This window comes from Pontibacter anaerobius, from assembly GCF_026241195.1.
Classification (GTDB): Bacteria; Bacteroidota; Bacteroidia; order Cytophagales; family Hymenobacteraceae; genus Pontibacter; species Pontibacter anaerobius.
This window is the reverse complement of sequence record NZ_JAPFQO010000017.1, coordinates 23,470-48,093: the sequence shown is the minus strand read 5'-3', so window position 1 is coordinate 48,093 and position 24,624 is coordinate 23,470. Positions and strand designations below refer to the sequence as shown.

At 51.8% G+C, this 24,624-nt stretch carries 21 protein-coding genes and 1 rRNA gene; 13 read left to right on the top strand and 9 right to left on the bottom strand.

Translation table 11 applies throughout. From position 1 onward, the window contains the following. The 11 genes from rrf to OO017_RS19675 all read left to right on the top strand — a co-directional run. A 5S ribosomal RNA gene (gene rrf, locus OO017_RS19725) occupies positions 1 to 93 on the top strand; the annotation flags it as partial. Positions 94 to 307: 214 nt separating this feature from the next. Beyond that, complete coding sequence (locus tag OO017_RS19720) at positions 308 to 2,311, top strand: BatA domain-containing protein (RefSeq protein ID WP_266054426.1); 2,004 nt, start codon at positions 308 to 310, stop codon at positions 2,309 to 2,311. A gap of 1 nt (position 2,312) precedes the next feature. Then, on the top strand, positions 2,313 to 3,578 hold the full coding sequence (locus OO017_RS19715) for a dihydroorotase (RefSeq protein WP_266054425.1): 1,266 nt from the start codon (positions 2,313 to 2,315) through the stop codon (positions 3,576 to 3,578). A gap of 61 nt (positions 3,579 to 3,639) precedes the next feature. Next, the gene (locus OO017_RS19710; protein WP_266054424.1) at positions 3,640 to 4,149 is read left to right on the top strand and encodes a DUF4199 domain-containing protein; all 510 of its coding nucleotides are present in this window, start codon (positions 3,640 to 3,642) and stop codon (positions 4,147 to 4,149) included. 28 nt (positions 4,150 to 4,177) lie between these two features. Next, positions 4,178 to 4,696, top strand: coding sequence for a DUF4199 domain-containing protein (locus OO017_RS19705; RefSeq protein ID WP_266054423.1), 519 nt, complete (start codon positions 4,178 to 4,180; stop codon positions 4,694 to 4,696). Positions 4,697 to 4,699: 3 nt separating this feature from the next. Further along, positions 4,700 to 5,674, top strand: a complete 975-nt coding sequence (locus tag OO017_RS19700; protein WP_266054422.1) for a glycosyltransferase family 2 protein — start codon at positions 4,700 to 4,702, stop codon at positions 5,672 to 5,674. After that, positions 5,674 to 6,822 (top strand): glycosyltransferase, encoded by a 1,149-nt coding sequence (locus OO017_RS19695; protein WP_266054421.1) that lies wholly within the window; start codon positions 5,674 to 5,676, stop codon positions 6,820 to 6,822. The genes OO017_RS19700 and OO017_RS19695 overlap by 1 nt, the downstream gene beginning before the upstream one ends. A gap of 56 nt (positions 6,823 to 6,878) precedes the next feature. Continuing rightward, positions 6,879 to 7,415, top strand: a complete 537-nt coding sequence (locus tag OO017_RS19690; protein WP_266054420.1) for a YceI family protein — start codon at positions 6,879 to 6,881, stop codon at positions 7,413 to 7,415. A 333-nt stretch (positions 7,416 to 7,748) separates the two neighbouring features. Continuing rightward, positions 7,749 to 8,270: a GNAT family N-acetyltransferase gene (locus tag OO017_RS19685; protein WP_266054419.1), complete on the top strand. Its 522-nt coding sequence runs from the start codon at positions 7,749 to 7,751 to the stop codon at positions 8,268 to 8,270. Positions 8,271 to 8,381: 111 nt separating this feature from the next. Continuing rightward, positions 8,382 to 9,161: an NAD(P)H-binding protein gene (locus OO017_RS19680; protein ID WP_266054418.1), complete on the top strand. Its 780-nt coding sequence runs from the start codon at positions 8,382 to 8,384 to the stop codon at positions 9,159 to 9,161. A 225-nt stretch (positions 9,162 to 9,386) separates the two neighbouring features. Beyond that, positions 9,387 to 10,022, top strand: coding sequence for a hypothetical protein (locus OO017_RS19675; RefSeq protein WP_266054417.1), 636 nt, complete (start codon positions 9,387 to 9,389; stop codon positions 10,020 to 10,022). A gap of 266 nt (positions 10,023 to 10,288) precedes the next feature. Here the strand turns inward: OO017_RS19675 and purB are convergent, their stop codons facing one another. Further along, positions 10,289 to 11,644 (bottom strand): adenylosuccinate lyase, encoded by a 1,356-nt coding sequence (purB, locus tag OO017_RS19670; protein WP_266054430.1) that lies wholly within the window; start codon positions 11,642 to 11,644, stop codon positions 10,289 to 10,291. A 361-nt stretch (positions 11,645 to 12,005) separates the two neighbouring features. On the opposite strand from purB, the gene OO017_RS19665 reads away from it, so the two are divergent. Both OO017_RS19665 and OO017_RS19660 read left to right on the top strand, forming a co-directional pair. Further along, positions 12,006 to 13,988 carry a biosynthetic peptidoglycan transglycosylase gene (locus OO017_RS19665; protein WP_266054416.1) on the top strand — a complete coding sequence of 661 codons (1,983 nt, stop codon included), beginning with the start codon at positions 12,006 to 12,008 and terminating at the stop codon, positions 13,986 to 13,988. Positions 13,989 to 14,076: 88 nt separating this feature from the next. Then, a complete protein-coding gene (locus tag OO017_RS19660; RefSeq protein ID WP_266054429.1) occupies positions 14,077 to 15,114 on the top strand; it encodes a bile acid:sodium symporter family protein in 1,038 nt (345 codons plus the stop codon). Between the two features lie 1,018 nt (positions 15,115 to 16,132). Here the strand turns inward: OO017_RS19660 and OO017_RS19655 are convergent. From OO017_RS19655 to hemG, 8 genes are all read right to left on the bottom strand, one after another. After that, positions 16,133 to 16,459, bottom strand: coding sequence for a DUF3817 domain-containing protein (locus OO017_RS19655; protein ID WP_266054415.1), 327 nt, complete (start codon positions 16,457 to 16,459; stop codon positions 16,133 to 16,135). A gap of 121 nt (positions 16,460 to 16,580) precedes the next feature. After that, on the bottom strand, positions 16,581 to 17,699 hold the full coding sequence (locus OO017_RS19650) for a chorismate mutase (protein WP_266054414.1): 1,119 nt from the start codon (positions 17,697 to 17,699) through the stop codon (positions 16,581 to 16,583). 2 nt (positions 17,700 to 17,701) lie between these two features. Next, entirely contained in the window at positions 17,702 to 18,883 is a 1,182-nt protein-coding gene (locus tag OO017_RS19645; RefSeq protein WP_266054413.1) for a pyridoxal phosphate-dependent aminotransferase, read from the bottom strand. Between the two features lie 4 nt (positions 18,884 to 18,887). Further along, positions 18,888 to 19,754 carry a prephenate dehydratase domain-containing protein gene (locus OO017_RS19640; protein WP_266054412.1) on the bottom strand — a complete coding sequence of 289 codons (867 nt, stop codon included), beginning with the start codon at positions 19,752 to 19,754 and terminating at the stop codon, positions 18,888 to 18,890. Positions 19,755 to 19,944: 190 nt separating this feature from the next. After that, positions 19,945 to 21,051 carry a 3-deoxy-7-phosphoheptulonate synthase gene (locus tag OO017_RS19635; protein WP_266054411.1) on the bottom strand — a complete coding sequence of 369 codons (1,107 nt, stop codon included), beginning with the start codon at positions 21,049 to 21,051 and terminating at the stop codon, positions 19,945 to 19,947. A 328-nt stretch (positions 21,052 to 21,379) separates the two neighbouring features. Next, a complete protein-coding gene (locus OO017_RS19630; protein WP_266054410.1) occupies positions 21,380 to 22,327 on the bottom strand; it encodes a TerC family protein in 948 nt (315 codons plus the stop codon). Between the two features lie 179 nt (positions 22,328 to 22,506). Further along, positions 22,507 to 23,241, bottom strand: coding sequence for a polyprenol monophosphomannose synthase (locus OO017_RS19625; protein ID WP_266054409.1), 735 nt, complete (start codon positions 23,239 to 23,241; stop codon positions 22,507 to 22,509). 17 nt (positions 23,242 to 23,258) lie between these two features. Continuing rightward, the gene (gene hemG, locus OO017_RS19620) at positions 23,259 to 24,605 is read right to left on the bottom strand and encodes a protoporphyrinogen oxidase (protein WP_266054408.1); all 1,347 of its coding nucleotides are present in this window, start codon (positions 24,603 to 24,605) and stop codon (positions 23,259 to 23,261) included. Positions 24,606 to 24,624 lie beyond the last annotated feature (19 nt).

Genomic DNA, 24,624 nt, shown 5'->3' with positions numbered 1-24,624 from the left:
GTGAGCACCTCTTCCCATTCCGAACAGAGCAGTTAAGCCCGGGTGCGCCGATGGTACTGGGGTCACACCCGGGAGAGTAGGTGGCCGCCAACCCATCAAGAGGACCGCCCCCACAGGGACGGTCCTCTTTTTTTTGGCCAAGAACACAAACTGAGGGAGCATGGCTAGGGCGGCTCCATGAGGCTCCCGCCGCTGCGCAGGGCAGGTAAAATCCCGATTCCGACCCTTTCTCCCAACACCTGGTGCCATTTACAAGTATAGCTTTGGGGCATGTTGTTTTTTCATCTGCTCCTCGTTAACTTGAGCTATGGCATTTCTGTATCCGTCCTTCCTGTTTGCACTGGCAGCCGTTGCTGTTCCTATCATACTACACCTGGTGCAGCTAAGGCGTGCCAAGCGGGTTATGTTTAGTAATGTTAGGTTTATTCAGGTGTCTAAGGATCTTACGGCAAGCCAGCGGAATCTTAAGGACTTGCTCATACTTCTTTCCCGTATACTTTTCGTTATTTTTCTGGTATTGGCATTTGCTCAGCCTTTTCTTCCGGCTTCAGATGCGGTTGTGGCTGTAGATGATTCTGACGTTGGAATCGCCATTGATAACTCCTATAGTATGCAAAACCTGCATCAGGAGGAAGATCTTACTTTAATGCATGTTGCTGCTGACCGGGCCAAAGTAATCACGGGCCTTTTCCCTTCATCAGCAGCATTTAAATTATCCGCTGCAGAGGTTTTAAACCATGGTTCTCCTGTGCAGAAGGGAGAAGCCGCTGCCCTGTTAGATGGTATAAGCTTTTCTGCAAAAGCTTTTATGCCAGCTGCTGCTATCAAAAACGGGGCTAATCATCTTTTCATACTTTCTGATTTTCAGAAGAACTCGTTCACACCTGCTGCTCTGGATGCTTCAGATTCTTTAACACAAGTACACCTGGTGCCAATGGCTGCTGCTAGCACAGCAAACGTTACCATAGATTCCGTTTACCTGGAGGATGAGTTTATAAGAGCTGGAGCAGAGAATACACTTCGGGTGCTTTTGACCAACACAGGGGTAGAAGCTGTTGAAGACCTGCCGGTTAAGTTGTTTATTGAGGAGCAACAGGTATCTGCTTTGAGTTTGGATTTGCCAGCCAAGCAGTCTGTAGAGGCAGTTATGTCTTTCAGGTTATCTGGGGGTGGTGTGCGAAAAGCATATTTAGTGGTAGAAGACTACCCGGTAGAATTTGACAACACTTATTATTTTATACTGTCACCTTCAGCCCCCATCTCTATTGTTGAAGTTGCGGACGAACAGGCGGGTACGTTGCAGCAGTTATATAGCAACGAAAGTATCTTCAGGTATACTTCTTTCCGTAGCGGTACGATTGATTATGCGGCCCTTGCTGCTGCAGACATCGTGGTTCTGAATGGTGTGGAGTCGTTGCCGGCGGCGTTGGCAGCAACAGTGGCAAACTATGTGAAGGAGGGTGGTACACTGGCTGTAGTTCCACCTGCCAGTGAAAACAGGGGAGCTTATACTTCGCTGTTGCAGAATTTGAACCTGCCTGCTTCCTTTTTAGGTACCCGTGCTGATGCCACTAAAACTAGTTTAGCTGCACCAGACCCCAATAACCCTTTCTTCAGAAGTATATTCTCTGATTTTGATGCTGATATGCAGATGCCGCGGGCTGTTAGAAGTTTGGCCTGGTCCAGAGCTTCTGATGATATCCTGAAGTATAGGGGCGGCGCCCCCTTTCTCTCGCGCTTCGACAGGGGTAATGGTTTTGTTTACCTGATGGCGGCACCCCTCGATGAGGCATTCAGCACGCTTCCAAATCATGCCCTTTTTGTGCCAGTGATGTACCGCTTGGCCATAAGCAGTTACAAGCAGACACAACAGCTGGCGTATACTTTAGGCAATGCCACAATACAAGTGCCAGCAGTTGCTATGCGTAAAGAAGGTGTATATGAGCTGAAGCGTGATACGCTGGCTTTTATACCTGATCAGCAGGTGCGGGGCGGGAAAGTATACTTTAACGTACCCCCTGATATGGATGAGGCCGGCTTCTATACTTTGCAGCTGCAAGACTCCACACTGGCCACGCTTGCTTTCAATTATGAGAAAGGCGAATCGTACCTGGAGCAGTACAGCCCTGACGAACTGCGTGCCTTGGTTGGCAAAAACAGGCCCAATATCCATGTATATGATTACGGTGATGCTTTTTCAGTGAAAGGTGAGTTCGAAAAACGATATTTTGGCGTCAAGCTTTGGAAATATTGCCTAATATTGTGTCTGTTTTTCCTGATGGCCGAAATTGCACTTATTAGATTCCTCTAGCATGAAAGTACTTCTCCGAGCAGCAACCGTTTACAACCCACAGTCTGAGTTTCATCTGCAACAGCAGAATATCTTGATAGCGAATGGCGCCATAACTTACATTGGCCCGGATGAACAGGAGGCGGATAAAGTGATCTCACTTGATGGCTTGTCTGTTTCTGCAGGATGGGTGGATATGAATGCCTATGCAGGCGAGCCGGGGCTGGAGTATAAAGAAGACCTGGAAAGCCTTGCCGCCGCTGCCGCTGTTGGAGGCTTTACAGAGGTACTGCTTTTGCCCAACACCGAGCCGGTAGTGCAAACCAAAGGCGCTATCAACTTCATCAAAAACAGAACCCATACATTGCCGGTAACACTTCTGCCTGCCGCCGCCGTAACCGTTGATGCGCTGGGTAAAGACCTGACTGAAATGATCGACCTGCATCAGTCTGGAGCGGTGGCTTTTACCGATGGTACGCACCCGCTGCAAGGCGCTGACGTTATTCTGAAGGCGCTGCAATACCTGCAACCGTTTGATGGCTTGCTAATGAACAGGCCGGAGCACACCCGACTTACCGAAAACGGGCAGATGCACGAAGGGGAAGCCAGCACCCGATTGGGTATGAAAGGGATTCCGGCTTTGGCGGAAGAAGTGACCGTGACCCGTGATCTGCAACTGCTGCGCTATGCAGGCGGCAAACTGCACTTCTCACTTATATCCACTGCGGCTGCCATAGCGGCTATCCGGAATGCGAAAGCAGAAGGACTGCAAGTGACCTGCGATGTGGCCAGCTACCAGACAGCCTTTACGGATGAGACCATTGAGCCTTTCGATACAAACTATAAAGTAAACCCGCCCTTCCGTAGCGCAGCCGATGCTGTCGCTATAAAGGAAGGTCTGAAAGACGGCACCATTGATGCGCTGGTTTCAGCACATATGCCACAGGACGTGGAGGGTAAGAAACTAGAGTTCGACCTGGCCGAGTTCGGCATCATAAACCTAGAAACAGCCTTTGCTGTGGCAAACACTTTCCTGGAGCTGCCGCTAGAGGCGCTCATCGAGAAACTAACGGTAAACCCGCGCCGCATACTTGGTTTACCAGAGGCACGCCTTGCTGTAGGAGAGGCTGCAAATATGACCATCTTCGCCCCAGACCAAACCTGGCTGCCGTCAGTGGAAAAGAGCAAGTCCAAATCATACAATAGCCCGTTCTTTGGCCGTGAGCTGAAGGGTAAGGTGCTGGGAACAATACACAAGGGGCAGTTAGTGCTCAACGGTTCTTTTTAATATATTTATACCTATATTTAGATAAGGCAGGCCCAGAGCCGCTTTACCCAAGGGAGAGACTATGTTTAATCAAACAATTGTGCGGATAGGTATACGGTATGGTGTGCTGAGTGGCCTTATTTGCTTTGCACTGGTGGCCCTTTTATACTTTATCGGCTATAACCCTTTCGGGGATATGGGGCGGATTTCTTACCTGCCAATCCCGATCTTTATTTTCCTCGCTCTCCGCAACTACAAAAAGTATATCGATACTGAACTTAATTTTGGCAGAGGGCTACGTGTAGGCTTAACAGTGGCATTTTACAGCGCCCTAAGTTCAGCCATGCTCGTTTTTGTTTTTATTTACCTTGTTGGCCCAGATATTCTGCAAAACCATATCGCGGAAATGCAGGCTTTGCTGGAGGAGACGCGTGAGCAGCAGATACAGCTAATGGGGGAGGAATCGTATAGGAATGTATACAATGCTTTGAACAGCCTGACCCCCTCAACCCAGGCTGCTGATTTCTTTTTGTGGAGGATGATTGTGGGCAGCATATTCGCGCTGGTGGCTGCTGTGTTTTTCAGAAAGTAATTTCATCTAAACCATAAACAAAAAAATCATGATCGAGAAAGAACCTTCTGTTGGATCTGTTGCCTTAAAGTGGGGCTTCATCTTCGCGCTAATCGGCGTTATTTTTACATTAGTGCTGATGGTATCTGGTTTGGCTGAAAACCGCTGGATCTCTAGCCTGGCCTATCTTATCCTGATAGGGGGCATTGCGGTGGCAATGAAAAACTTTAAGGCAGAGAACCACGGTTTTATCTCTTATGGTCAGGGCTTGGGAATAGGTGCCATTGTTTCTGTTATCTACGGTTTGCTGTCTGGCACTTTCTCATGGTTATACATGGAGTTTGTTGACCCGGAGTACATGAACCGTATAATGGAGAAGCAACGCGTAGAGATGCTGCAGCAGGGTATGACTGACGAGCAAATTGACGCTGGCATGGCCATAGCTGAGAATTTCCAGGGCCCTGTTGCCATAATACTGGGGTCTGCTGTGGTTACGTTGATTATTGGATTTATCCTGTCGCTGATCATCTCTGCTATCATGAAGAATTCGCGGCCGGAGTTTGAATAGAACATGCAATACACTTACGATATTTCGGTAGTAGTTCCGCTCTTCAACGAGGAGGAGTCGCTGCCTGAACTCGTGCGTTGGATCCGGAGAGTGATGCACACGCACGAGTTTTCTTATGAGGTAATTCTGGTGGACGACGGCAGTACCGACCGCTCCTGGGACGTGATTCATGCCCTGGGCGAGGAGGACAAAGCCGTAAAGGGCATCAGCTTTAACCGCAATTACGGCAAGTCTGCGGCCCTGAACGAGGGGTTCCGCCGTTGCGAGGGTGAGGTGGTAATTACCATGGACGCTGACCTGCAGGACAGCCCCGAGGAGATCCCGGCGCTTTATGACATGATCAAGCACCAGAAGTATGACCTGGTGAGCGGCTGGAAGAAAAAGCGCTTTGACCCAGTTAGCAAAACAATCCCAACCAAGTTCTTTAATGCCGCTACACGCAAGCTATCCGGCATACAGCTGCACGACTTTAACTGCGGTCTGAAAGCGTATCGCCAGCTGCTGGTAAAAAGTATAGAAGTACATGGCGAGATGCACCGCTACATCCCGGTTATTGCCAAATGGAACGGCTTTACCAGGATAGGCGAGAAGGTGGTGCAGCACCAGGAGCGTAAATATGGCACCACCAAGTTTGGCTTGGAGCGCTTCGTGTATGGCTTCCTGGACCTGCTCTCCATCACTTTTGTGAGCCGCTTTAAAAAGCGCCCGATGCACTTCTTCGGCTCGCTGGGCACGCTTATGTTTGTGGTAGGTTTGGGTATAACAATCTGGCTGATCGTGCAGAAACTGTTCGGGCTCTATTCAGAGGGCCGAGTGCGTGATATTGTGGATCAGCCGTTGTTCTTCCTGGCGCTGGTGGCAGTTATACTTGGTGTACAGCTTTTTCTGGCCGGTTTCCTGGCCGAGATGATCTCCATGGCTGCCAGCAAGCGCAATGAGTACCTGATCCGGGACAGGGTAGGGGCCGTTAAAAAATAATGGCGAAGCGGGTAACCATAGTTGGCCCGGCGCACCCGCTGCGGGGCGGGGGAATGGCCACTTTTAACGAGCGGCTGGCCTATGCCTTTCAGGAGGCCGGCTGCGAGGTGGAGATCGTTACCTTTAGCCTGCAATACCCGTCTTTCCTGTTCCCGGGCAAGAGTCAGATTACCGACGAACCCGCACCTGTTGGGCTACCTATAAAAGTACTTATCAATTCCATAAACCCCCTGAGTTGGTGGCGTGCGGGCCGGTACATCAAGAAGCAAAAGCCTGATCTAGTTATTTTCCGCTACTGGTTGCCGTTTATGGGGCCGGCGCTGGGCACTATCGCCCACATCATCCGGAGCAACAAGTATAGCCGCATTCTGGCCATTACCGATAACGTAGTGCCCCACGAGAAGCGCCCCGGTGATGTGCCCTTCACCAAATACTTCCTCGGCTCCTGCCACGGCTTTGTTACGCTGTCGCGCTCGGTGCAGCAGGACCTGGAGCGCTTTGAGCCGAAGAAACCGAGCGTTTACCTGCCACACCCGCTCTACGATAATTTTGGCGAGGCCGAGCCTAAAGAGGAAGCCTGCGCTGCCCTGGGTTTTGATCCAAAGTATAACTACCTGCTCTTCTTCGGCTTTATACGGGCCTACAAAGGGCTGGACCTGCTGCTACAGGCTATGGCCGACCCTCAGGTGCAGGAACTACAAAACCTGAAGCTGATTGTGGCCGGGGAGTTTTATGAGGATGCCGCGCCATACCGTAATCTTATCGAGCAACTGCAGCTGCAGGAGAGGCTTATACTTCGTACTGATTTTATTCCTAATGCCGAGGTACGTCATTACTTCTGCGCCGCCGACCTGGTGGTGCAGCCATACAAACACGCTACCCAGAGCGGCGTAACGCAGGTAGCTTACCACTTTGACAAGCCGATGGTGGTAACGCGCGTAGGAGGTCTGTCAGAACTTGTGCCGCACGGCGAGGTGGGTTATGTGGTGCAGCCGCAGCCGGAGCCCATTGCCGCTGCCATTCATCAGTTTTATACTTCGGGCGCAGGAGCCATACTTTCCGAGAACATCACGAAGTATAAAAAACGCTTTAGCTGGAGCCGCTTTGTGCAGGCCGTGTGGGAACTGGCGGAGAGGGTGAAAGTATAGGCAGCCTCCTTCTGACCTAAAGTTTTTGCGTAGAAATAGTGTACGTTTTTCTACGGATGATGAAACAACACCTGTTTACCTTATTTTTCTGCCTGCTGTGTCTGGCTGGCTTCCCGCAAAGTATAGACCCGCAAAAATCAATCATAAAGTTTGAGGTGTCTAATATGGGTGTTAACACCGTTGAGGGCAGATTTACTGGAATAACAGGCACGGTATACTTTAACCCGCAGCAACTAACCGCTTCCCGCATGCAGGCTGCTATAGACGTGGCCAGTGTAGACACAGGTATCGAAAAGCGCGATAATCACTTGCGTAGCGAGGATTTCTTTTATGTGGAGAAGTATCCACGAGCCATGTTTACCTCAACTAATATCGAAGTCCGCGGGAGCGGGTATGTAGCTACCGGCGTGCTGCTGGTCAGGGGCATGGCACGGGAGGTTACGATTCCGTTCACAGTTTCCGGGGATGGCGACAGGATGGTGCTGCATGGGCAACTGACCCTGAACCGTAAGGATTTTAACATTGGCGATAAGTTTGGCAGTTTTATGGTGGGGCGCAAGGTAAACCTGCAGATCATATGTGTGGTAAATTAACGGTTTGCCTCTAGAGGTCTTGCAACTATGGAGGGGAGCACTGCAGCCAATGCCTAACCTCGGTTCAGCTGATTTATCTAAGATTATGATATTTTGATTGGTAGATGGGCGTTATGTCGGCGAGATGAGCTGCGTGATGGAGTTGCAGCCTTAGTCTAACTTTACTTTAGATAAGATCAACATACTTCCCTAGAACATCACTAAGTATAAATAGAGATTAAATTGATAGCTGTTTACGCAGGCCATGTATGGCTTGCCAGATAAATTGAAAGTAAAAATCAGTAGCCTCCGTTTTCCAGTGCAGCTCAAAGCCTAATAATAGTTAGTTAGCTGATGATCATAAAAGAGAAATATAGTGAGCTAAACCCTTTTGTAAGAAGTACGCTTAGCCGTTTAGTGGAGGAGCAGTTTGGCCATGTGCCTTTTGTGCAGGAGCGTGAGTGGGCGCTGCCGGATTGGGTGCTGGCGAAGTATGAGCACGGCGAGATAGCCACGGTTTGCCATGTGGTGCTACGTGATGTAAGTATGGATGGGCAGGAGTATAAAGTGGCTGGCATTAATAACGTGATCACGCCAAAAAGCTACCGTGGCAAAGGTTTCGCCAGTCAGGTGCTGCGTGAGGCGGAGATGTTTATCTTTGGTGAGCTTGACTGTACTTTCGGGATGTTGCTTTGCGCTGATGATTTATTGCTGTTCTACAGCCGCTTAGGTTGGTACAAGCTTGATGAATACGCTTTATACTACCACCAGCCAACGGGTGAGCAACGCTACGACTCCAATGTTATGCTACTTTCGCCGCCGGAACAGGGATTTTTCTTTCCCAAACACATTCACCTGAACGGCCTTCCCTGGTAGCGTTAGCTGCTTTCTATCAGTTAAGTATTGCCATATGTCTGATACTGTATCAAGTATAAAGAGGAAGAAGTTACTTTGCCACAGAATCACGATTAGCTACAACATAAAACTATGGAAAGTAATTATATACTGGTGCTGGGCGCCGGTGGCAACATTGGCGGCAAGGTGGCGCAGGAACTAGTAGCCCAAGGCGCGCAGGTAGGAGTGGTGGGCCGCAGCCGGAGCCGCCTGAGCCGGTTTGAAGGCAAAGCAGAAATTTTGGAAGGTGATTTTAGCGATGATGTTTTTCTGCACCATGCGCTCCAGAAAGCCAGCAGCCTGTTCCTAACTGTACCAAACGATGTCTTTTCTGATGTGTCCGCCACGGCTCGCCGGCTGGCGCGTCTGCTGCAGGGTACAGCGGTTACGCATATCGTCAACATCAGCAACAGCATTATCAGAAGAGCAGGCAAACCCACAGGCCTGGTGGCGCTGGAGGAGGAGTTGAATAAGTGTTTGCCACAGCACCTGCTGCACCTGCGCTGCGGCAACTTCTTCGAGAACCTAAATTGGGGACTCCACACGCCTTACCTGCCGGATCTGAAGCTGCCTTACATTTCCTCTTACGAAGTGGCGCATACGGCCGCTCAACACCTGCTGCAGCAGGATTTTACTGGCAAGCAGGCGAAAGCCCTGCTCGGCGAGCGCGATTATAGTATGGCAGAACTGGCGGCGGCGGCAGGCGTAACGTACCAGCAGTTGCCGTATACTTCAGAGAACATTCACTTCTACAAACCCTTTAATGAAAGCGATTTTGAGGTGGAGCCACGCTCGGCCAAGTATGAACCCGGTAGAGAGGAACGCTTTACGCTGAAGTACTTCCTTATCCACGACCTAAAGCAAAACCTGTAAATCAAAACACCTGCAGCAGAAGGAACATACTGGTCTAGCAGAAGTAGCTTTTCAGACTCAGGTATGTAATTAAAATTCACTAGCTGCATTCTTTAAGAGGAGTAGTTTGTTTGATAGTAATAAAAGATTAAAATCTATAGAAAAAATACAATAAGAGTTAAAACTATGGCGTTAATTAGTAAATCGTAATATTTATATATTAATCAAACTCTTAATGTATTTTTTATGAAAACAAACAAGCTTTTCGCCACCATGCTGGCACTACTTTGTGTAATTGGTATCAGTGGCTGCGATAAAGAGGATACTGAACCTGGTACAGAAAGTGCTTTAAACACCGATCTTTATTTCGAGGCCGACATGAACGGCAAATCCCTGTTCCTACCGGAAGGTAAGGATGGCTATGTGAGTGAAGCTGGCGCTTATTACGGGCCAGCCAAAACTACAGGCTGTGTCAGCAGACAGGCAATGCGCCTGAAGGGAGCAGATATGCGAAAATCGCTAGAGGTTTCTTTTATCAAATGGTCTGAGACCTGTATAAAAAGCTGCTCACAGGTAGAGGAAATGTTTAAAGTAAGCTCCTATACCTTTGGCAACTTGGAAACTACTTCGGATGAGCGTGTTATAGACGGTGTTTTGATCCGGTACACAGACGTAGACGGGAAAGTATGGAGCTCAGATTTTGGGAGCGGTGACCAGACAGGGAGCAGCTTCCGTATTGTGGAGCATATAAGCAACACCAAGGATAAAAATTCGAAAAAAATAACCACTACTGAGTTTAGTGCTAAACTGTATGATGGCAACGGGAATAAGATAGACCTGACCAATGGAAAAATGATGAGTCGAAGCGTCGTGTGTGAATAGTAAGATCTGCTGTTTCGGACATCATTGTCCGCATAAACCAAAAAAAGGGGATGCGGACATCCCCGGCAGAGTTCTTCCGGACCTCTAGGTCCGGAAGAGCAGCGGTATAGGCAGATTCCCCTCCTAGGATGGGTTCAGGCTTTGTACAAAATTTTAAAAGGCTTCATGACGCAGCTTTAAGTTGATGAGGGTATAAATCCAGCTAAAAAGAAAATCCCCGGAAGCCAAAGCTGCCGGGGATTTATACTTTTATACTTTCCCTACACTCACACCAGCTGCTCCACGCCTGTGTAATTGAACGGAGAAATCTGCTTCAGCTCCGCCTTCACTTCGTCGCTTACCTGTAGTGTATCGATAAAAGTATGGATGCGCTCTTCGGTCATCTTCTCATTTTTGCGGGTCAGCTCTTTCAGGGCTTCGTATGGCTGCGGATAGCCCTCGCGGCGCAACACCGTCTGGATTCCCTCGGCCACCACGGCCCAGTTGTCCTCCAAGTGAGCGTGCAGGGCAGCCTCGTTCAGCTCCAGCTTGCCAATACCTTTCTCTAAAGACTTTAAAGCGATTAGCGCGTGCGCCAGCGGCACACCCACGTTGCGAAGCACGGTAGAGTCCGTGAGGTCGCGCTGCAAGCGGGAGATGGGCAGTTTAGCCGATAAATGCTCCAGCAAGGCATTCGCGATGCCCAGGTTGCCCTCAGCGTTCTCAAAATCGATTGGGTTTACCTTGTGCGGCATGGCGGAGGAGCCTACCTCACCGGCCTTTATCTTCTGCTTAAAGTAGCCCATGGAAACGTACTGCCACACATCGCGGGAGAAATCCAACAGGATGGTGTTCAGGCGCTTCAGGCCATCAAAATAGGCGGCCATGTTGTCGTAGTGCTCTATCTGCGTGGTGTACTGGCTGCGGGTTAGGCCAAGCCCTTCCTGCACAAAACGGTTGCCGAACTCCGGCCAGTTTATACTTGGGTAAGCTACGTGATGCGCGTTAAAGTTACCGGTAGCGCCCCCAAACTTAGCCGAGAAAGGCACCTGGCGCAGCAGGTCTAGCTGTCGCTGCAGGCGCTCTGCAAACACCATGATCTCCTTGCCCAGGCGGGTAGGAGAGGCCGGCTGTCCGTGGGTGTGCGCCAGCATTGGTATACTTTTCCATTGCTGCGCCAGCCCCTGCAGGGTTTGAAGTATATCCTGGTATGTTGGCAGCAGCACACGCTCATGCGCCTCGCGCAGCGAGAACGGAATGGCGGTGTTGTTCACGTCCTGGGAGGTAAGCCCGAAGTGGATAAACTCTTTGTACCCGCTCAGACCCAGCTGATCAAATTTCTCCTTCAAAAAATATTCCACCGCCTTTACGTCGTGGTTTGTGGTTTTCTCCGTTTCCTTGATGGTCAGGGCGTCCTGCTCCGTAAAATTCTCGTAAATGGCACGCAATTCCGGGAACAGGGAGGCGTTAACCTCCTGCAGTTGTGGCAGCGGCAGCTCGCAAAGCGCGATAAAGTATTCTACCTCCACCAGCACACGGTAGCGGATAAGGCCAAACTCTGAAAAATAGGGGGCAAGTTCGCTGGTGTGGCGGCGGTAGCGACCATCCACCGGCGAGATAGCGGTTAGTGTTGTCAGGTTCATGGTAAAGGGGATGTGGTTCTCCTGCTCAAAGATACACAGCTTTGCCACACGAAGCCAACTCTGCGCCCGTTTATACTTCATAGCCGCTATAAGGGCACCGCCTCCAGCATTATTAAGCGCAACTTATTAAGGGTTAGGATGGTTAATGTGTTGTGTGTCAATTGTTTTTGGCATTATGCTTGTAGCGGAGGGGGCGGTTGGCATATCCTATCGGGGCCGTAGCCGTACTAGTTGGAGAAAATAGAAATATATACTAATTCAGGAATGGATATATAGTATAAACTCTCTATAAATAAGCACTACTTTTTTAGATACAGATCTTATTAGTTAATTCGCATTAGATTATACTTTGGACCATCGTTTGAAAAATAAAATCTTTATATGGGTTGGCGGCGTGCTGGCCTTCTTTGTACTTCTTTTTGTGCTGCTCTTCGCCTTTAGGAGCCGCCTGTTAAACTATACCATAGAGCGCGTTATTGGCAAGGTGGAGGCCAGGTACCCGGTCGATTTTAAAATCGGAAACGCAGAGTTTGTAGACTGGAACTCTGTGGTGCTAAGCGATATATCGCTGGTGCCGCTTAAAAAGGACACCCTGTTTACAACCGACAGCGTGCATGCTACCGTTGGTTTCCGATCGCTGTTTAAGGGCCGCATCGTGTTCAGGCGACTGGAGGTGAACGACAGCTACCTGACAGCGGTGAAGAAAGGCGATGAGACGAACTATGACTTCCTTCTCAAAAAGGATGAGAAAGCGCCGCAGCCAAAAGATACCACCGCTACCGGCCGCAACTATGGCCAGCTGCTCAACCGCCTTATCGAGACCGCTTTTGATAACGTGCCGGACCAGGTAGACTTCAAGAATCTCAACGCCTCCTATACTTCCACCAACCGCACCATTGATGTACGGATGCCCTACCTGCTGATAGATGACGGGGATATTGAGTCGGAGGTGTACATGCGTACTGATTCGCTGGTAAACAACCTGCTTGTGAAAGGCACCATAGACCCCGGCGATTACAATATCTCGGCCAGCCTTTACACCGCCGACACGGCGGGAATCCGGTTGCCGTATGTGCAGCAGAAGCTGGATGCTAAAGTTGCTTTTGATACCCTGCACGTAAGCCTGGAGGATAAGAAGTTCCGCAACGATAAGCTAACCGTGCGCGGCAAAGCCATGGTGAATAACCTTGTCCTCAACCATCCGAAGGTTGCGGCAGAGGATGTGCACGTTGCCGAAGGTGCCGTTGACTACGTGGTGACGCTCGGGCCGAACCTGTACGTGATAGACAGCCTGACGGAGGTGCGCGTGAACAAGGCCAAGGCCAACCTCTACGCCTCTTATCAGAACGAGACCTCTAAAATCATCGACCTCAAGGTAAAGACAGAGCAGGTACCTGGCAACGATTTCTTCAACTCCCTGCCATCCGGCCTCTTCGAAAACCTGGAGGGGATACAGGCCGAGGGCTGGCTGCAGTACGACCTGAAGTTTCATGTGAACATGGACAGCCTGGAGCAGGTGGTGTTTGACTCTGACCTGGATGCCTCCGAGGACTTTAAGATCGTGCAATGGGGCAATACCAACATCGAGAAGATAAACAGCTCGTTTACCCATACCATGTTTGAGTATGGCAAGCCGATCCGGACATTTACTGTAGGGCCGGCTAACCCGTTTTATGCCCCAATCAGCCAAATATCGCCATACTTGCGCAATGCCATACTTACCGCCGAGGATGCCGGCTTCTACAACCACAACGGCTTTCATGAGGAGGCATTCCGGCAGGCCATCATCAAGAACCTGAAGGAGGGCGAGTTTGCACGTGGCGGTAGTACCATCTCCATGCAGTTGGTGAAAAACGTGTTCCTGACGCGCCAGAAAACGATTGCCCGAAAGGTAGAGGAGGCCATTATTGTGTGGATGATCGAGAACCTGGACCTGGTATCGAAGAACCGCCTGTTTGAAGTATACCTGAACATTATTGAGTGGGGGCCGGATGTATACGGCGCCAAGGATGCCTCCCGCTTCTACTTTGGAAAACAGCCTTCGGAACTGAACCTGGCGGAGGCCATCTTCCTGACCAGCATCATCCCAAGCCCTAAACGCTACCGCTCGTCCTTCGACAGCGCCGGCAACCTGCGTAGCTGGAAGTCTGGCTACTACCGCATGATCGGGGGCATTATGCGCCGCCGCGGTTTGATCTCGCAGGAAGAGTACGAGAACCTGTACCCGAACGTGCGCCTCTACGGCCGCGCCCGGGATCTGATCGTGACCGCCCCGGATACCTCGATGGTGGAAGAAGACACCAGCCAGTTTGAGTTGGAAACGATCGATATGCTGGACTTTTAAATTACTAAAGTATAAAAACAGCCCCTGTAGCCATAGTTGCAGGGGCTGTTTGCTTTTAAAAAGTATAGTATTGCGTATACTTGCGATGATGAAAAAAGAAGAGAACGGCAAATCGCAACCCATCGGCCTGATACCTTGGGCCGGAGCGCTGGCGGCACGCGTAGGCCTGGATTGGTTTCTGCTGGCCCTGCTAAGTATGATTGTGCTGGCTTACCTGTTGCCAGAGCTGGGCGTGGACCGGGAGCCGGTGTCGTTGGGCGATGTGGCCAACTATGGCGTATCTGTTATCTTCTTTTTCTACGGCCTGCGCCTGAGCCCCGAGAAGCTGAAGGTGGGCCTGAGCAACTGGAAGCTGCACGTGGTGGTGCAGCTAAGCACATTCATACTTTTCCCGCTGCTTATTCTGCCGCTGCATAAATTGTTTCAGGATACGCCGCAGGAGCTACTTTGGCTGGGTGTGTTTTACCTGGCGGCGCTGCCCTCTACGGTTTCCTCGTCGGTGGTGATGGTGTCGATAGCGGGAGGCAACATCCCAGGGGCTATTTTCAATGCCAGCATCTCCAGCCTGATGGGTATCTTTATCACGCCGCTTTGGATGGGCCTGTTCCTGACGACCAGCACCGAGGGCTTCGATATGGGAAGCGTGATGGGTAAACTGGTGCTGCAGGTGCTGCTGCCGGTGGTGCTGGGCATACTTTTGCACCGCTACTGGGGAGCTTTTGCTGAGCGCAACAGAGGACGCCTGCGCGTGTTCGACCAGGTCATTATTCTGATGATCGTGTTCACTTCCTTCTCAGAATCATTTGCGCGCAAGATGTTCAGCGGCTACAGCGTAACAGATATACTTATACTTGGCGTGGCTATGATCGGGCTGTTTTTCCTGATGTACGGCATCATCTACGGCATCACCAAACTGCTGGGCTTTGCCCGCGAGAACCAGATTACAGCCATTTTCTGCGGGTCCAAAAAGTCGCTGGTGCACGGCACTGTAATGTCGAAGGTATTGTTCCCGGGAGGAAATATGGTGGGAATCATATTGTTGCCCATCATGATCTACCACGCGCTGCAGCTGTTGGCTTCCAGTATCATAGCGCAGGCGGAGGCGCGTAAGAAGGTGGTTGAGTGAGGGGACTTCGGTGAACTTCTTCTGCATCGGTTCCAACCATCTCTGCCCCTCATAGCTGCGCTCGCTACCTTCGAACTCGCGTTCTCGGTTGTCCAAGGTAGGGGATTCTGCTGCTGCTTCGGCTAAAGTACAATTTGCATAATGGCAGGTCGCGACCTGTCCCTACGAAGGTGTAAACCCACCCCTATCCCCTCCGAGGAGGGGAATTTCAGCAGGCGATTATCCAACCACCCCTAGCCCCTCCTTGTCTAAGGCGGGGAGCCTGTAATTACTGATGTTGAAGTGTAAGTTCCATAGTTGGGGTTGGATGTCATCAGCAAAAGTATGAACCCACCCCTAGCCCCTCCGAGGAGGGGAATTTACCTCACCCCAGCCCTCTCCTTTTCTCGAGGGCCCCTACCCCCAAAACAGGAGAGGGAGTCCGGTTCATGTTGCATCAGCTTAGGCTATCAAACTGATCCCAGTCTTCCCGTTGAGCGCCTTTGGAGTTTTTCCGGTGCCGAGCGGGAGCGAAGGCAGCCCGAGGCACGAGGGCAGGAAAAGGTCCCAGCGCGATGCGGGAAGACGAGCCCTCCCGGGCTGGAGGGAGCCAAGGCCGGAAATGGAAAAGGATGCTTGTAAGGCTGAGGATCAGCAGCAGCTAGCAAGGATAACTTGGCTCAGGTTGCAGAAAGCAGCGGCTAAGCAAGTATAAGTATGCGGACTAGGAAATCCGCGGCAGAGTGAGTTCCAGACAGGGATGTCCGGAACAGCAGGAGGTATAAACTCATAAGTATAAAGGGTAGCCAAAGTATAAGTATGGTTCTCCGAGCCAGTTGCGTTACAAACTCAACACCATAAAAGGACACAAGCCTGAAGACTTGCGCCAGAAGGGCCAGAATGGGAGTACAGTAAAAAAGAGTTCAAGAAAAAGAAGAGTCGCCTCTAAAACGATTTATCAAACAGCAGCAAGTAAAAAAGCACACGGCCCACCTGCTACAGTAGCAAATGGGCCGTGTGCAAAGTATAAAAAAGCAGCTTACGCTACCTGTGCCTGTTTTTGTTCTTTCGCTGCGGCTTCCTCTTTATCCAGCAGCTTCTTGTCCAGAATAAAAGGGCCGAAGGGCAGGAGCGAGGCAATAAAGCCAGCCGCTACTTTCTTAAAGCCCCAGTTGTGCACCAGCGTTACCTGCAACAGTGCCAGCATGTAGAGCACAAACAGCACACCGTGTGCCCAGCCTACATACTTTACAAACAGAGGCATATCAAACATATACTTTAATGGCATCGCGATACCCAGCAAAATAAGGTAAGACAAGCCTTCGTAAATGCCCACCGTGCGCAGGCGCGAGATTGGAGTTTTCATTAAAACGGATTTCTTGGTAAATGTTGCTGTTTTGCAACAATACAAAGGTACAAAACGTGCCTTACATCGCTCCTAAAATTCGACGGAAGTATACTCGGGGCAGCTACTCTACATTAGAAACCTACTGTTGTGCTACTGGTTTAGACACTGCCGGTGCAGCATACACCTCATTCTGAATACCAAGTGAGAAGCTGTGGATGCTGTCAAAGATCGCTTTTACAAAATCCTCATCCAGGCCTATATCACCGGCAGTTTTCAGCCTGTTTTCCAGTATCTGTTGCCAGCGGCTGGCCTGGTAAATATCCAGTGCGTTGGCGCGTTTGTACTCCCCGATCCGCTTCGACACATCAGCCCGCAGGAAAAGCACGTTCAGCAGCTCGCTGTCCAGCTTATCGATGAGGCTGCGTAGGTCCTGCAGCTGTTCCGGCTGTGCTACCCGCTCCGACTCCAGGTCCAGCACGGTAAGTAGCTTATCCAGCCCGGCCGGCGTTACCTGTTGGGCGGCATCACTCAGGGCCAAGTCCGGGTTAGTGTGCGTTTCTATCATCAGGCCGTCGGCGCCCAGGTGAAGTGCCTGCTGGCTCACCGTCTCCAGCAGGTCGCGGCGGCCGGCAATGTGGCTGGGGTCGCAGAGCAGCGGGATGCCAGGGGCCAGGCTTCGGATCTCCTGTATGGTTTGCCACTTGGGGTGGTTGCGGTACGGTTTGTTGCTGGGGGTGGAGAAGCCGCGGTGGATCAGTCCCAGGTCGGTGATGCCTGCACGATTCAGGCGCTCCAGGGCACCCAGCCAAAGCTGGATATCCGGGTTCACGGGGTTTTTCACCATCACCGGAATGCCTACTCCCTGCAGCGCGTCGGCCACTTCCTGCACCGAGAAAGGGTTAACAGTGGTGCGCGCGCCCACCCAAAGTATATCCACACCATACTTCAGCGCCTCCTCCACGTGCTGCGTGTTGGCCACTTCCACGGCAGTCTGCAGCCCTGTTTCCTGCTTCACCGTTTGCAGCCACTCCAGCCCCACGGTTCCCACTCCTTCGAACAAGCCCGGGCGGGTACGGGGCTTCCAGATGCCTGCCCGGAAAATGGATACCCGGTGGTCTTTCTTCAGCTCGCGCGCCGTTTGCAGCATCTGCTCCTCGCTCTCGGCACTGCAGGGGCCGGCAATAACTGTTGGCAGCGGGCCGCCATTCAGGATTTTGGTTGTAGCAACTGTTTTAAGATGGTTGGTTGTAGTAGTCATGGTTATACTTCGGTTAAGATTTCTGTGGATGATTTGATTCTGTTGATGGCTTCTTGGAGTTGTTCGGCAGGGGCGCAAAGCGACACACGAAGGTAGCGCTCGCCCTGGCTTCCGAAAATCTTGCCGGGCGTCAGGAAGATGCCTTGTTCGTGCAATAGCTCGTCGAGGTATACTTCCACGTCTGTTATCTCCTCCGGCACGCGCGCCCACACAAACATGCCCGCCTGGTTTTGCTGATAAGAACAGCCCAGTTGGTTGAGGAGCTTATGTGCCAGCTGCTGCCTTTGGGAGTATGCTGCGTTGCGCTCCGCATGCCAGACGGTACTGTTTTGCAGGGCGGCAATGGCAGCCTCCTGCACCGGCAGCAGCTGGCCTGAGTCGAGGTTGCTTTTCACGGCAAGTATGGCGGAAAGGTACTCCTGCCGCCCCAGCACCATGCCCACGCGCCATCCCGCCATGTTATGTGATTTGCTCAGCGAGTTCAGCTCCAGACAGTTCTCTTTCGACCCGGTTATACTTAAAAGACTGAGTGTTTCCTGCTGTGGCAGCACCAGGCTGTAAGGGTTATCATTGATGAGCAGCAGGCGGTGCTGTTGTGAGAACCTCACCAGCCATTCCAAAGTATGAGTTGCGGCGGCGGTGCCAGTTGGCATGTGCGGGTAGTTGATCCACATCAGTTTAAAATTGCCCTGTGCTACCAGCGCCTCTAGTTCATCCCGCTGCGGAAGCCAGTCGGTATCCTCCGCCAAAGTATAGCTTACTGCTTCCGCGCCCGCCAAACGGGCCGCCGCAGCATAGGCCGGGTAGCCGGGGTTGGGCACCAGCACCTTGTCGCCGGGGTTTAGGAAAGCCATGGAGATATGGAAGATGCCCTCCTTGGAGCCTGCCAGCGGCAGCACCTCCTGCTCCTGTAGCTCTACGATGTACACTTGTGCATACCACTGCTGCATGGCCTTTCTTAGTTTAGCTGTGCCGTTGTAAGGCTGATAGCCGTGGCTGTTTGCCTGCCGTGCTGAGGTTGTTAGTGCCTCTACGGTAGCCTCAGAGGGAGCCAAGTCAGGGCTGCCGATGCCGAGGTTGATGATGTGTTTGCCCTGCGCCTGCAGTGCCCGCACCTCCGCCAGCTTTCGCGAGAAGTAGTACTCCTGCACCTGCTGTAGCCTGTCTGCTTTGGGTATGATCATCATTTTAAAGTATGGCTGCCGTTTCTTTTTCTGTAATTGCTAATGCCGGACGAGCGGCTTTCTGCAATATCCCCAGCACCTGTAGCTCTTCCACCAGCGGCTTGATGTGTGCAATGGCTTCCTGCAGTTGGGCCACATGTTCGGCCTCCACTTCAGCTACCATACTTCCCCTGTTATCCGTTGATGGCAAGGTTTGCAGCAGCGTGAGCTCTACCTGGTGCTTCTGCAGCAGGCTCAGGAGGAGCGTGAGGGTTGAGGTATGGAGGGGCTTTCGGAAGGTAAGTATGGCCTTGTCGGCAGCGGCAGGCACAGCGGGCTGCTCGCGCTGCAGCAGCAGGAAACGGGTGTGGTTGTCTGTAGTATCGGCCATGTTTTCCGCCAAGATATCCAACCCGTATAACTCAGCGGCTGCTTTTCCTGCAATAGCGGCTGTGTTTTGCAGCTGCTGCTCCTGTATCATCTTGGCGCTATCGGCGGTGTCGTGCATTTCCCGGGGCTGCAGGTGCGGGTGCTGCTGCAGAAAGCCGCTGCACTGCGCCAGCGCCACCGGGTGCGACACTACAGTGCAGATGTCAGCTATACTTTGCCCTGGCAGCGCCATCAGGTTCTGGTCTACGGATAGCCAAAGCTCTGCCGCAATGTGCAGGTGGTGCTCCAGCAATAAGGTGTAATTCGGCAGCAGGCTCCCGGCCAGCGTGTTCTCGATGGCCATCACAGCGGCATCTATCCCGTCCTGTTGCAATGCCGAGCAAAGGCTGCGGAAGGTGGTGCAGTTTACTGTTTCTATTGTTTTACCGGTAAGCAACTGCCTGGCGGCTGCATCATGGAAGGAGACTGGGCCTCCCTGGATGGCGATTCTTGTTTTGTGCATGGTTGTTTGGTGAGGTGGTGAAAAAGAAAAAGCCCCGCTGGTGGCGGGGCTTCTCCGGTTTATACTTTGATGCGTTTCGCAAACACAATAGCATTACCTGTGGAGCCCCGGCGGAGAACCAAAAAAGTAATAGCTAAAATAAAATGTGTTGTGCGGCATCGGTTTATACTTTATCTGTCATCAAATTTTACTAAGCTACGGCTGTAGAGCCTATGCCTCCCTCCGGGCTCTGGCGGTGCTGCTGCAGCGCCTCCATCAGCGTTCTCACAAAGGTGCTGTCCATGTCGGTGTAGTCGTCGCGCTGCAGCCAGGCATCCAGCTCGCGCTGCCAGCGGCTTACCTGCAGGCTCTCCTGCACATCGCCCATCTGGTGCAGGCTTATCTTCTGCGACACCTCGCGGCGGCGAAGCAGCAAATCTACCAAGGCTTTATCGACGCTGTCCATCTGCTGGCTCAGGTCGTCGAGCTGCTCCACCAAATGGTTTGTGCCGTCTAACTTCACCTTAGACTCAATGGCGTTGATGAGCAGGTCCAGTTCCTGTGGCATCAGCTGCTGCTGTGGGCTGCTAAGCGCCGCCGCCGGGTTCATGTGCGACTCGAACAGCAGTCCATCCACGCCCAAGTCTACCGCTTTTTGGCTCACAGGGTACAGCAGGCTGCGGCGGCCGGCAATGTGGGCGGCATCGCAAAGTATAGGCAGCTCCGGGTGCATCTCCTGCAGCTGCAGCATATGGTCCCAGCGCGGGTGGCTGCGGTACGGGTACTGCTCATCGGCGGCAAAGCCTCGGTTTATCAGGCCCAGGTCGGTAATGTCGGCTTGGTTCAGGCGCTCCAGGGCACCCAGCCACAGGCCTAAATCAGGGTAAACCGGGTTGTTTACCAGCACAGGAATGTTGGTGCCTTTCAGGGCAGCGGCTATTTCCTCCATGGCGAAAGGGTTTACCGTAGCACGACCGCTGATGCTCAGGATGTCTACGCCATACTTCATGGCCTCCTCGGCATGCTGTGCATTGGCCACTTCGCAGGTGGTGCGCAGGCCGGTTTCTTTTTTCACCATTTCGAGCCACTGTAGCCCCACCGTACCGACACCCTTGAACGAATTAGGGCGTGTGCGCGATTTCCAGATCCCCGCCCTTAGCACATTAATTCCCTTAATGGCTTTTAGCTGTTGGGCTGTCTTCAGCATCTGTTCTTCGCTCTCGGCACTGCATGGTCCCGCAATCAGCACCAGGCTGCCGTCTGCGTGTCGGAAGCTGCTTTTCTGTGCTACATTGATCGGTGTTCTACTTGCTCTCATGGTCTTGGCATGTTAAAAAATCTTCTTCTTGTTTTGGTTGGTTTTAGTTCGAAACTAGCTTAAAACAAAAGAGCCCCGCTTGTGGCGGGGCTCCCTTGGTGGTCTATATCTTACAACTCTTTACAGTGCACAAATACATTACCTCGGAAGCCCCGTGTGAGGCACCTTAAAGGAATTCGTATAAATGCAGGCCAGTAGTTGAAGCATGTCTTTGTCTATATTTTTAGCAAGTATAAAGTTTTGATAACCAATAAAGCAAGTTTTTGCCCAAAAATATTTTTCTTTTGCGGGATGAATTTGGAAGATTTATACTTTAAAAACCAGTGCTTTACTCCTTAATAGGCGGCTCTGGCAGCTCGCTTTCTTTTTTAGGGAACATGAGTGAGGCAGCAATGGATACAGCCAGAATAGCCCCCACGGCAATAAGTGCATAGCGCATGTCTATGTGGTAGATATCGCTGGCGCCGAGCAGCAGCTTAACCCCGATAAAGGCTAAAATGAGCGACAGCCCGTAATGCAGGTAATGGAACAGCTGCATGATGCCGGCCAGCGCAAAGTATAAAGCGCGCAGCCCCAGCAGGGCAAACACGTTGGAGGTGTACACGATAAACGGATCCTTGGAGATGGCTATGATGGCCGGAATGGAATCAGCAGCGAAAACCACGTCTGTGCTCTCGATCATGATCAGCACCAGGAAAAGCGGCGTGGCGAACCACTTTCCGTTTATCTTGGTGAAGAATTTGCCACCCACAGCTGTTTTGGTAATGCGGATATGCTTGCTGGCCCACTTCACCAGCGGGTTGTGCTCCGGGTCCACGTCACTATCCTTAGAGAAGGCCATTTTAACGCCCGTGTATACCAGGAAGGCACCCAGAATGTAGAGCAGGAAGTGGAACTTGGCAATAAGCGCCACCCCCACAAGTATGAAAATGGCCCGCAGCACCAGCGCCCCGAACACACCCCAGAACAGCAGGTTGTGCTGATACCTTAACGGTACCTTAAAGTAGTTGAATATCAGGATGAAGACGAAGAGGTTATCCACGCTCAGCGATTTCTCTATGAGATAACCCGTGAGGAACTCCATGGCGGGTTGCTCACCTTTCCAGAAGTAGATGAGCACGTTGAACCCAAGCGCCAGCACGATCCAGAACAGGCTGGTAAGCAGGGCCTCCTTTATCTTTACCTCATGCTCTTTGCGGTGGAAAACAAAGAGGTCCAGAACGAGCAGCACAATTACAAAGGCGTTAAAAATTATCCAGAAATAAATGCTATCCATACAGGTTAGGGTATTGTGCTGTTCAACAAAAGTCAAATATAGCTAAGGAAAACAAGAATTGCTTGGATAGTCTGCCGGAGTGGCTGTAGCAGAGCAATTTTAACCGGTAGAGCGGCATGGCCAGCCAGCAATAGTCATCCATACTTTGCAGGCCAGGGAAAGGGTATAATTATTCAGTGTTAGTAGCGGTCGAAGTGGCGAAAGTAACTGTTCAGCTTCATCTTGATCACCCCTAGCACAGCCTCTTTAAAGATGCCCGACGACATTTTGGATACGCCCTTGGTGCGGTCGGTGAAGATGATGGGTACTTCTTTAATCTTAAAGCCATACTTGTAGGCCAGAAACTTCATCTCGATCTGGAAGGCATAGCCCACAAACCGGATCTCGTCGAGCTGAATGGTTTCGAGCACCTTGCGGCGGTAGCACTTAAAGCCGGCGGTGGTGTCGTGGATGGGCATGCCGGTAACCAGGCGCACGTACCAGCTGGCAAACCACGACATCAGCACCCGATTCATGGGCCAGTTTACCACATTTACGCCCTGTACATAGCGGCTGCCAATAGCCATGTCATACCCTTCTTTGGCGCAGGCATCGTACAGGCGGAGTAAGTCCTCGGGGTTGTGCGAGAAGTCGGCATCCATCTCGAAAATAAACTTATAGCCGTTTCGCAGCGCATACTTAAAGCCGTGAATATAAGCTGTGCCCAGGCCTAGTTTGCCCTGGCGGGTTTCGAGGTGCAGGCGGCCTGGGAACTCCAGTTGCAGTTGGCGCACGATAGCAGCGGTCCCGTCTGGGGAGCCGTCATCTATGATCAACAGTTCGAACGGGTGCGGTAAGGACATCACCTTGCGCACCATCGCCTCTATGTTTTCCCTTTCGTTATAAGTTGGGATGATCACCAACGCATCTTTCATGCCTCAAAGATAGCTAATCAGCTATTCTTGGCATGAGCCCTTTCTGAATTAATTTTACAGGCGAGCTCTTTGGCATGCCGGATGCAGCTCGGAACAGAAACACCGGCATGCCAGTTGGCGGCGATATGCATTCCTTCTGTTTCCAGGTTAAGTGCCATTTCATGTGCGTCCTCAATGTGGATGTCGTACTGCGGCATGGAGTGCTTCCAGAGGTGTGCGTACTGGAAATTAGGCTTGTCGGCTGATATGCCGTGAAGCTCTTTCAGCTCCTCATGCACTTGCTGCAGCAGTTGCTCGCGGTCCGTGAGGGCGTGATGCTCCGACTGCGCCCCGCCCACAAATGTCGTGAACAGCACCTCGTGAGGGCGGCAGCGGCCACCGAAAACCGAACTGCTCCAGATAGAGCGTGCGGTAAAGGCATCTTCGGCCTTCGGGTGCATCGCCCCGAAGCCATCAAGCGGGTTGTTTACGTCGCGGCGGTTGTAGGCCGTGTGCACCACCGACAGGGGAGGGTAGTGGATGTTTTGCAGGGCGGCCGCCATACCCGGAAAAGTATAATGCAGCAGGTCCGCGGCTTTGTAGGCAGGGAGCGCCAGCACCAGCATGTCGTATTCCTCGGCGTCGGTATCGGTGGGGGTGGAGCAGCTTACAATGTACTTGCCCTGGCTGCGGGTAACCATTACCACGCGGTGCTCGGTGTGCAGCGAGATCAACTTGTCGGCAATAGCGTTTGGCAGGGTTTGCATGCCGTTTATAAATGAGATGGGTTGCTGCCGGTCGTGTGTTCTGCTGTGGAGCGCCAGCCCCTTCAGTACGGAGCCATGTTCCATCTCCAGCTCCTTCAGGCGCGGAAAAGTTTTCCGGATCAGCAACTTATCCGGGTCGCCGGCATACAAGCCTGCTATAAACGGGTTCACGGCATATTGCAGCACGCCGGGGCCAAAGCGCCGCTCAAAAAACTGGGACACTGTTTCGTAGTCATGTCCGGCAGGCGGTACGTTTTTTTCCTGCAGAATGCGGTAACGGGTTTTCCAGGAGAAGCACTTGCTGGAGAGCAGCGAGAAAGGCGTAAGCGGCAGTTGTTGATAGGAGCCATCGCGCAGCACAAAGTGGTTTAGGCTGTTGCCGGTGGCTGGTAGCAACTCCTGCTCTAGCTTCAACTCGCGTACCAGCTCATCCAGCTCCTGCGAAAATTGGGTAGCATTAGGGCCAAGCTCCAGCAGGTAATCACCCTCCTGAACAGAACGGATGTTGCCACCCACCTGGCTGCCAGACTCGAAAAGGTCGTAAGGTATGCCCAGTTTTTGTAGGTAATAGGCCAGCGCCAACCCCGAAATCCCCGCTCCAATAATCGCTACTCTCATCTGCTGCTGTTCCTGTTAA

Bases quoted from the DNA above. Each gene is read 5' to 3' on its own strand.
- OO017_RS19705 (WP_266054423.1), top strand. From the start codon at position 4,178: ATGATCGAGAAAGAACCTTCTGTTGGATCTGTTGCCTTAAAGTGGGGC.
- OO017_RS19715 (WP_266054425.1), top strand. From the start codon at position 2,313: ATGAAAGTACTTCTCCGAGCAGCAACCGTTTACAACCCACAGTCTGAG.
- OO017_RS19640 (WP_266054412.1), bottom strand. From the start codon at position 19,754: ATGCACAAAACAAGAATCGCCATCCAGGGAGGCCCAGTCTCCTTCCAT.
- OO017_RS19690 (WP_266054420.1), top strand. From the start codon at position 6,879: ATGATGAAACAACACCTGTTTACCTTATTTTTCTGCCTGCTGTGTCTG.
- OO017_RS19660 (WP_266054429.1), top strand. From the start codon at position 14,077: ATGAAAAAAGAAGAGAACGGCAAATCGCAACCCATCGGCCTGATACCT.
- OO017_RS19685 (WP_266054419.1), top strand. From the start codon at position 7,749: ATGATCATAAAAGAGAAATATAGTGAGCTAAACCCTTTTGTAAGAAGT.
- purB (WP_266054430.1), bottom strand. From the start codon at position 11,644: ATGAACCTGACAACACTAACCGCTATCTCGCCGGTGGATGGTCGCTAC.
- OO017_RS19675 (WP_266054417.1), top strand. From the start codon at position 9,387: ATGAAAACAAACAAGCTTTTCGCCACCATGCTGGCACTACTTTGTGTA.
- OO017_RS19720 (WP_266054426.1), top strand. From the start codon at position 308: ATGGCATTTCTGTATCCGTCCTTCCTGTTTGCACTGGCAGCCGTTGCT.
- OO017_RS19655 (WP_266054415.1), bottom strand. From the start codon at position 16,459: ATGAAAACTCCAATCTCGCGCCTGCGCACGGTGGGCATTTACGAAGGC.
- OO017_RS19700 (WP_266054422.1), top strand. From the start codon at position 4,700: ATGCAATACACTTACGATATTTCGGTAGTAGTTCCGCTCTTCAACGAG.
- hemG (WP_266054408.1), bottom strand. From the start codon at position 24,605: ATGAGAGTAGCGATTATTGGAGCGGGGATTTCGGGGTTGGCGCTGGCC.
- OO017_RS19625 (WP_266054409.1), bottom strand. From the start codon at position 23,241: ATGAAAGATGCGTTGGTGATCATCCCAACTTATAACGAAAGGGAAAAC.
- OO017_RS19695 (WP_266054421.1), top strand. From the start codon at position 5,674: ATGGCGAAGCGGGTAACCATAGTTGGCCCGGCGCACCCGCTGCGGGGC.
- OO017_RS19710 (WP_266054424.1), top strand. From the start codon at position 3,640: ATGTTTAATCAAACAATTGTGCGGATAGGTATACGGTATGGTGTGCTG.
- OO017_RS19635 (WP_266054411.1), bottom strand. From the start codon at position 21,051: ATGAGAGCAAGTAGAACACCGATCAATGTAGCACAGAAAAGCAGCTTC.
- OO017_RS19645 (WP_266054413.1), bottom strand. From the start codon at position 18,883: ATGATCATACCCAAAGCAGACAGGCTACAGCAGGTGCAGGAGTACTAC.
- OO017_RS19630 (WP_266054410.1), bottom strand. From the start codon at position 22,327: ATGGATAGCATTTATTTCTGGATAATTTTTAACGCCTTTGTAATTGTG.
- OO017_RS19650 (WP_266054414.1), bottom strand. From the start codon at position 17,699: ATGACTACTACAACCAACCATCTTAAAACAGTTGCTACAACCAAAATC.
- OO017_RS19680 (WP_266054418.1), top strand. From the start codon at position 8,382: ATGGAAAGTAATTATATACTGGTGCTGGGCGCCGGTGGCAACATTGGC.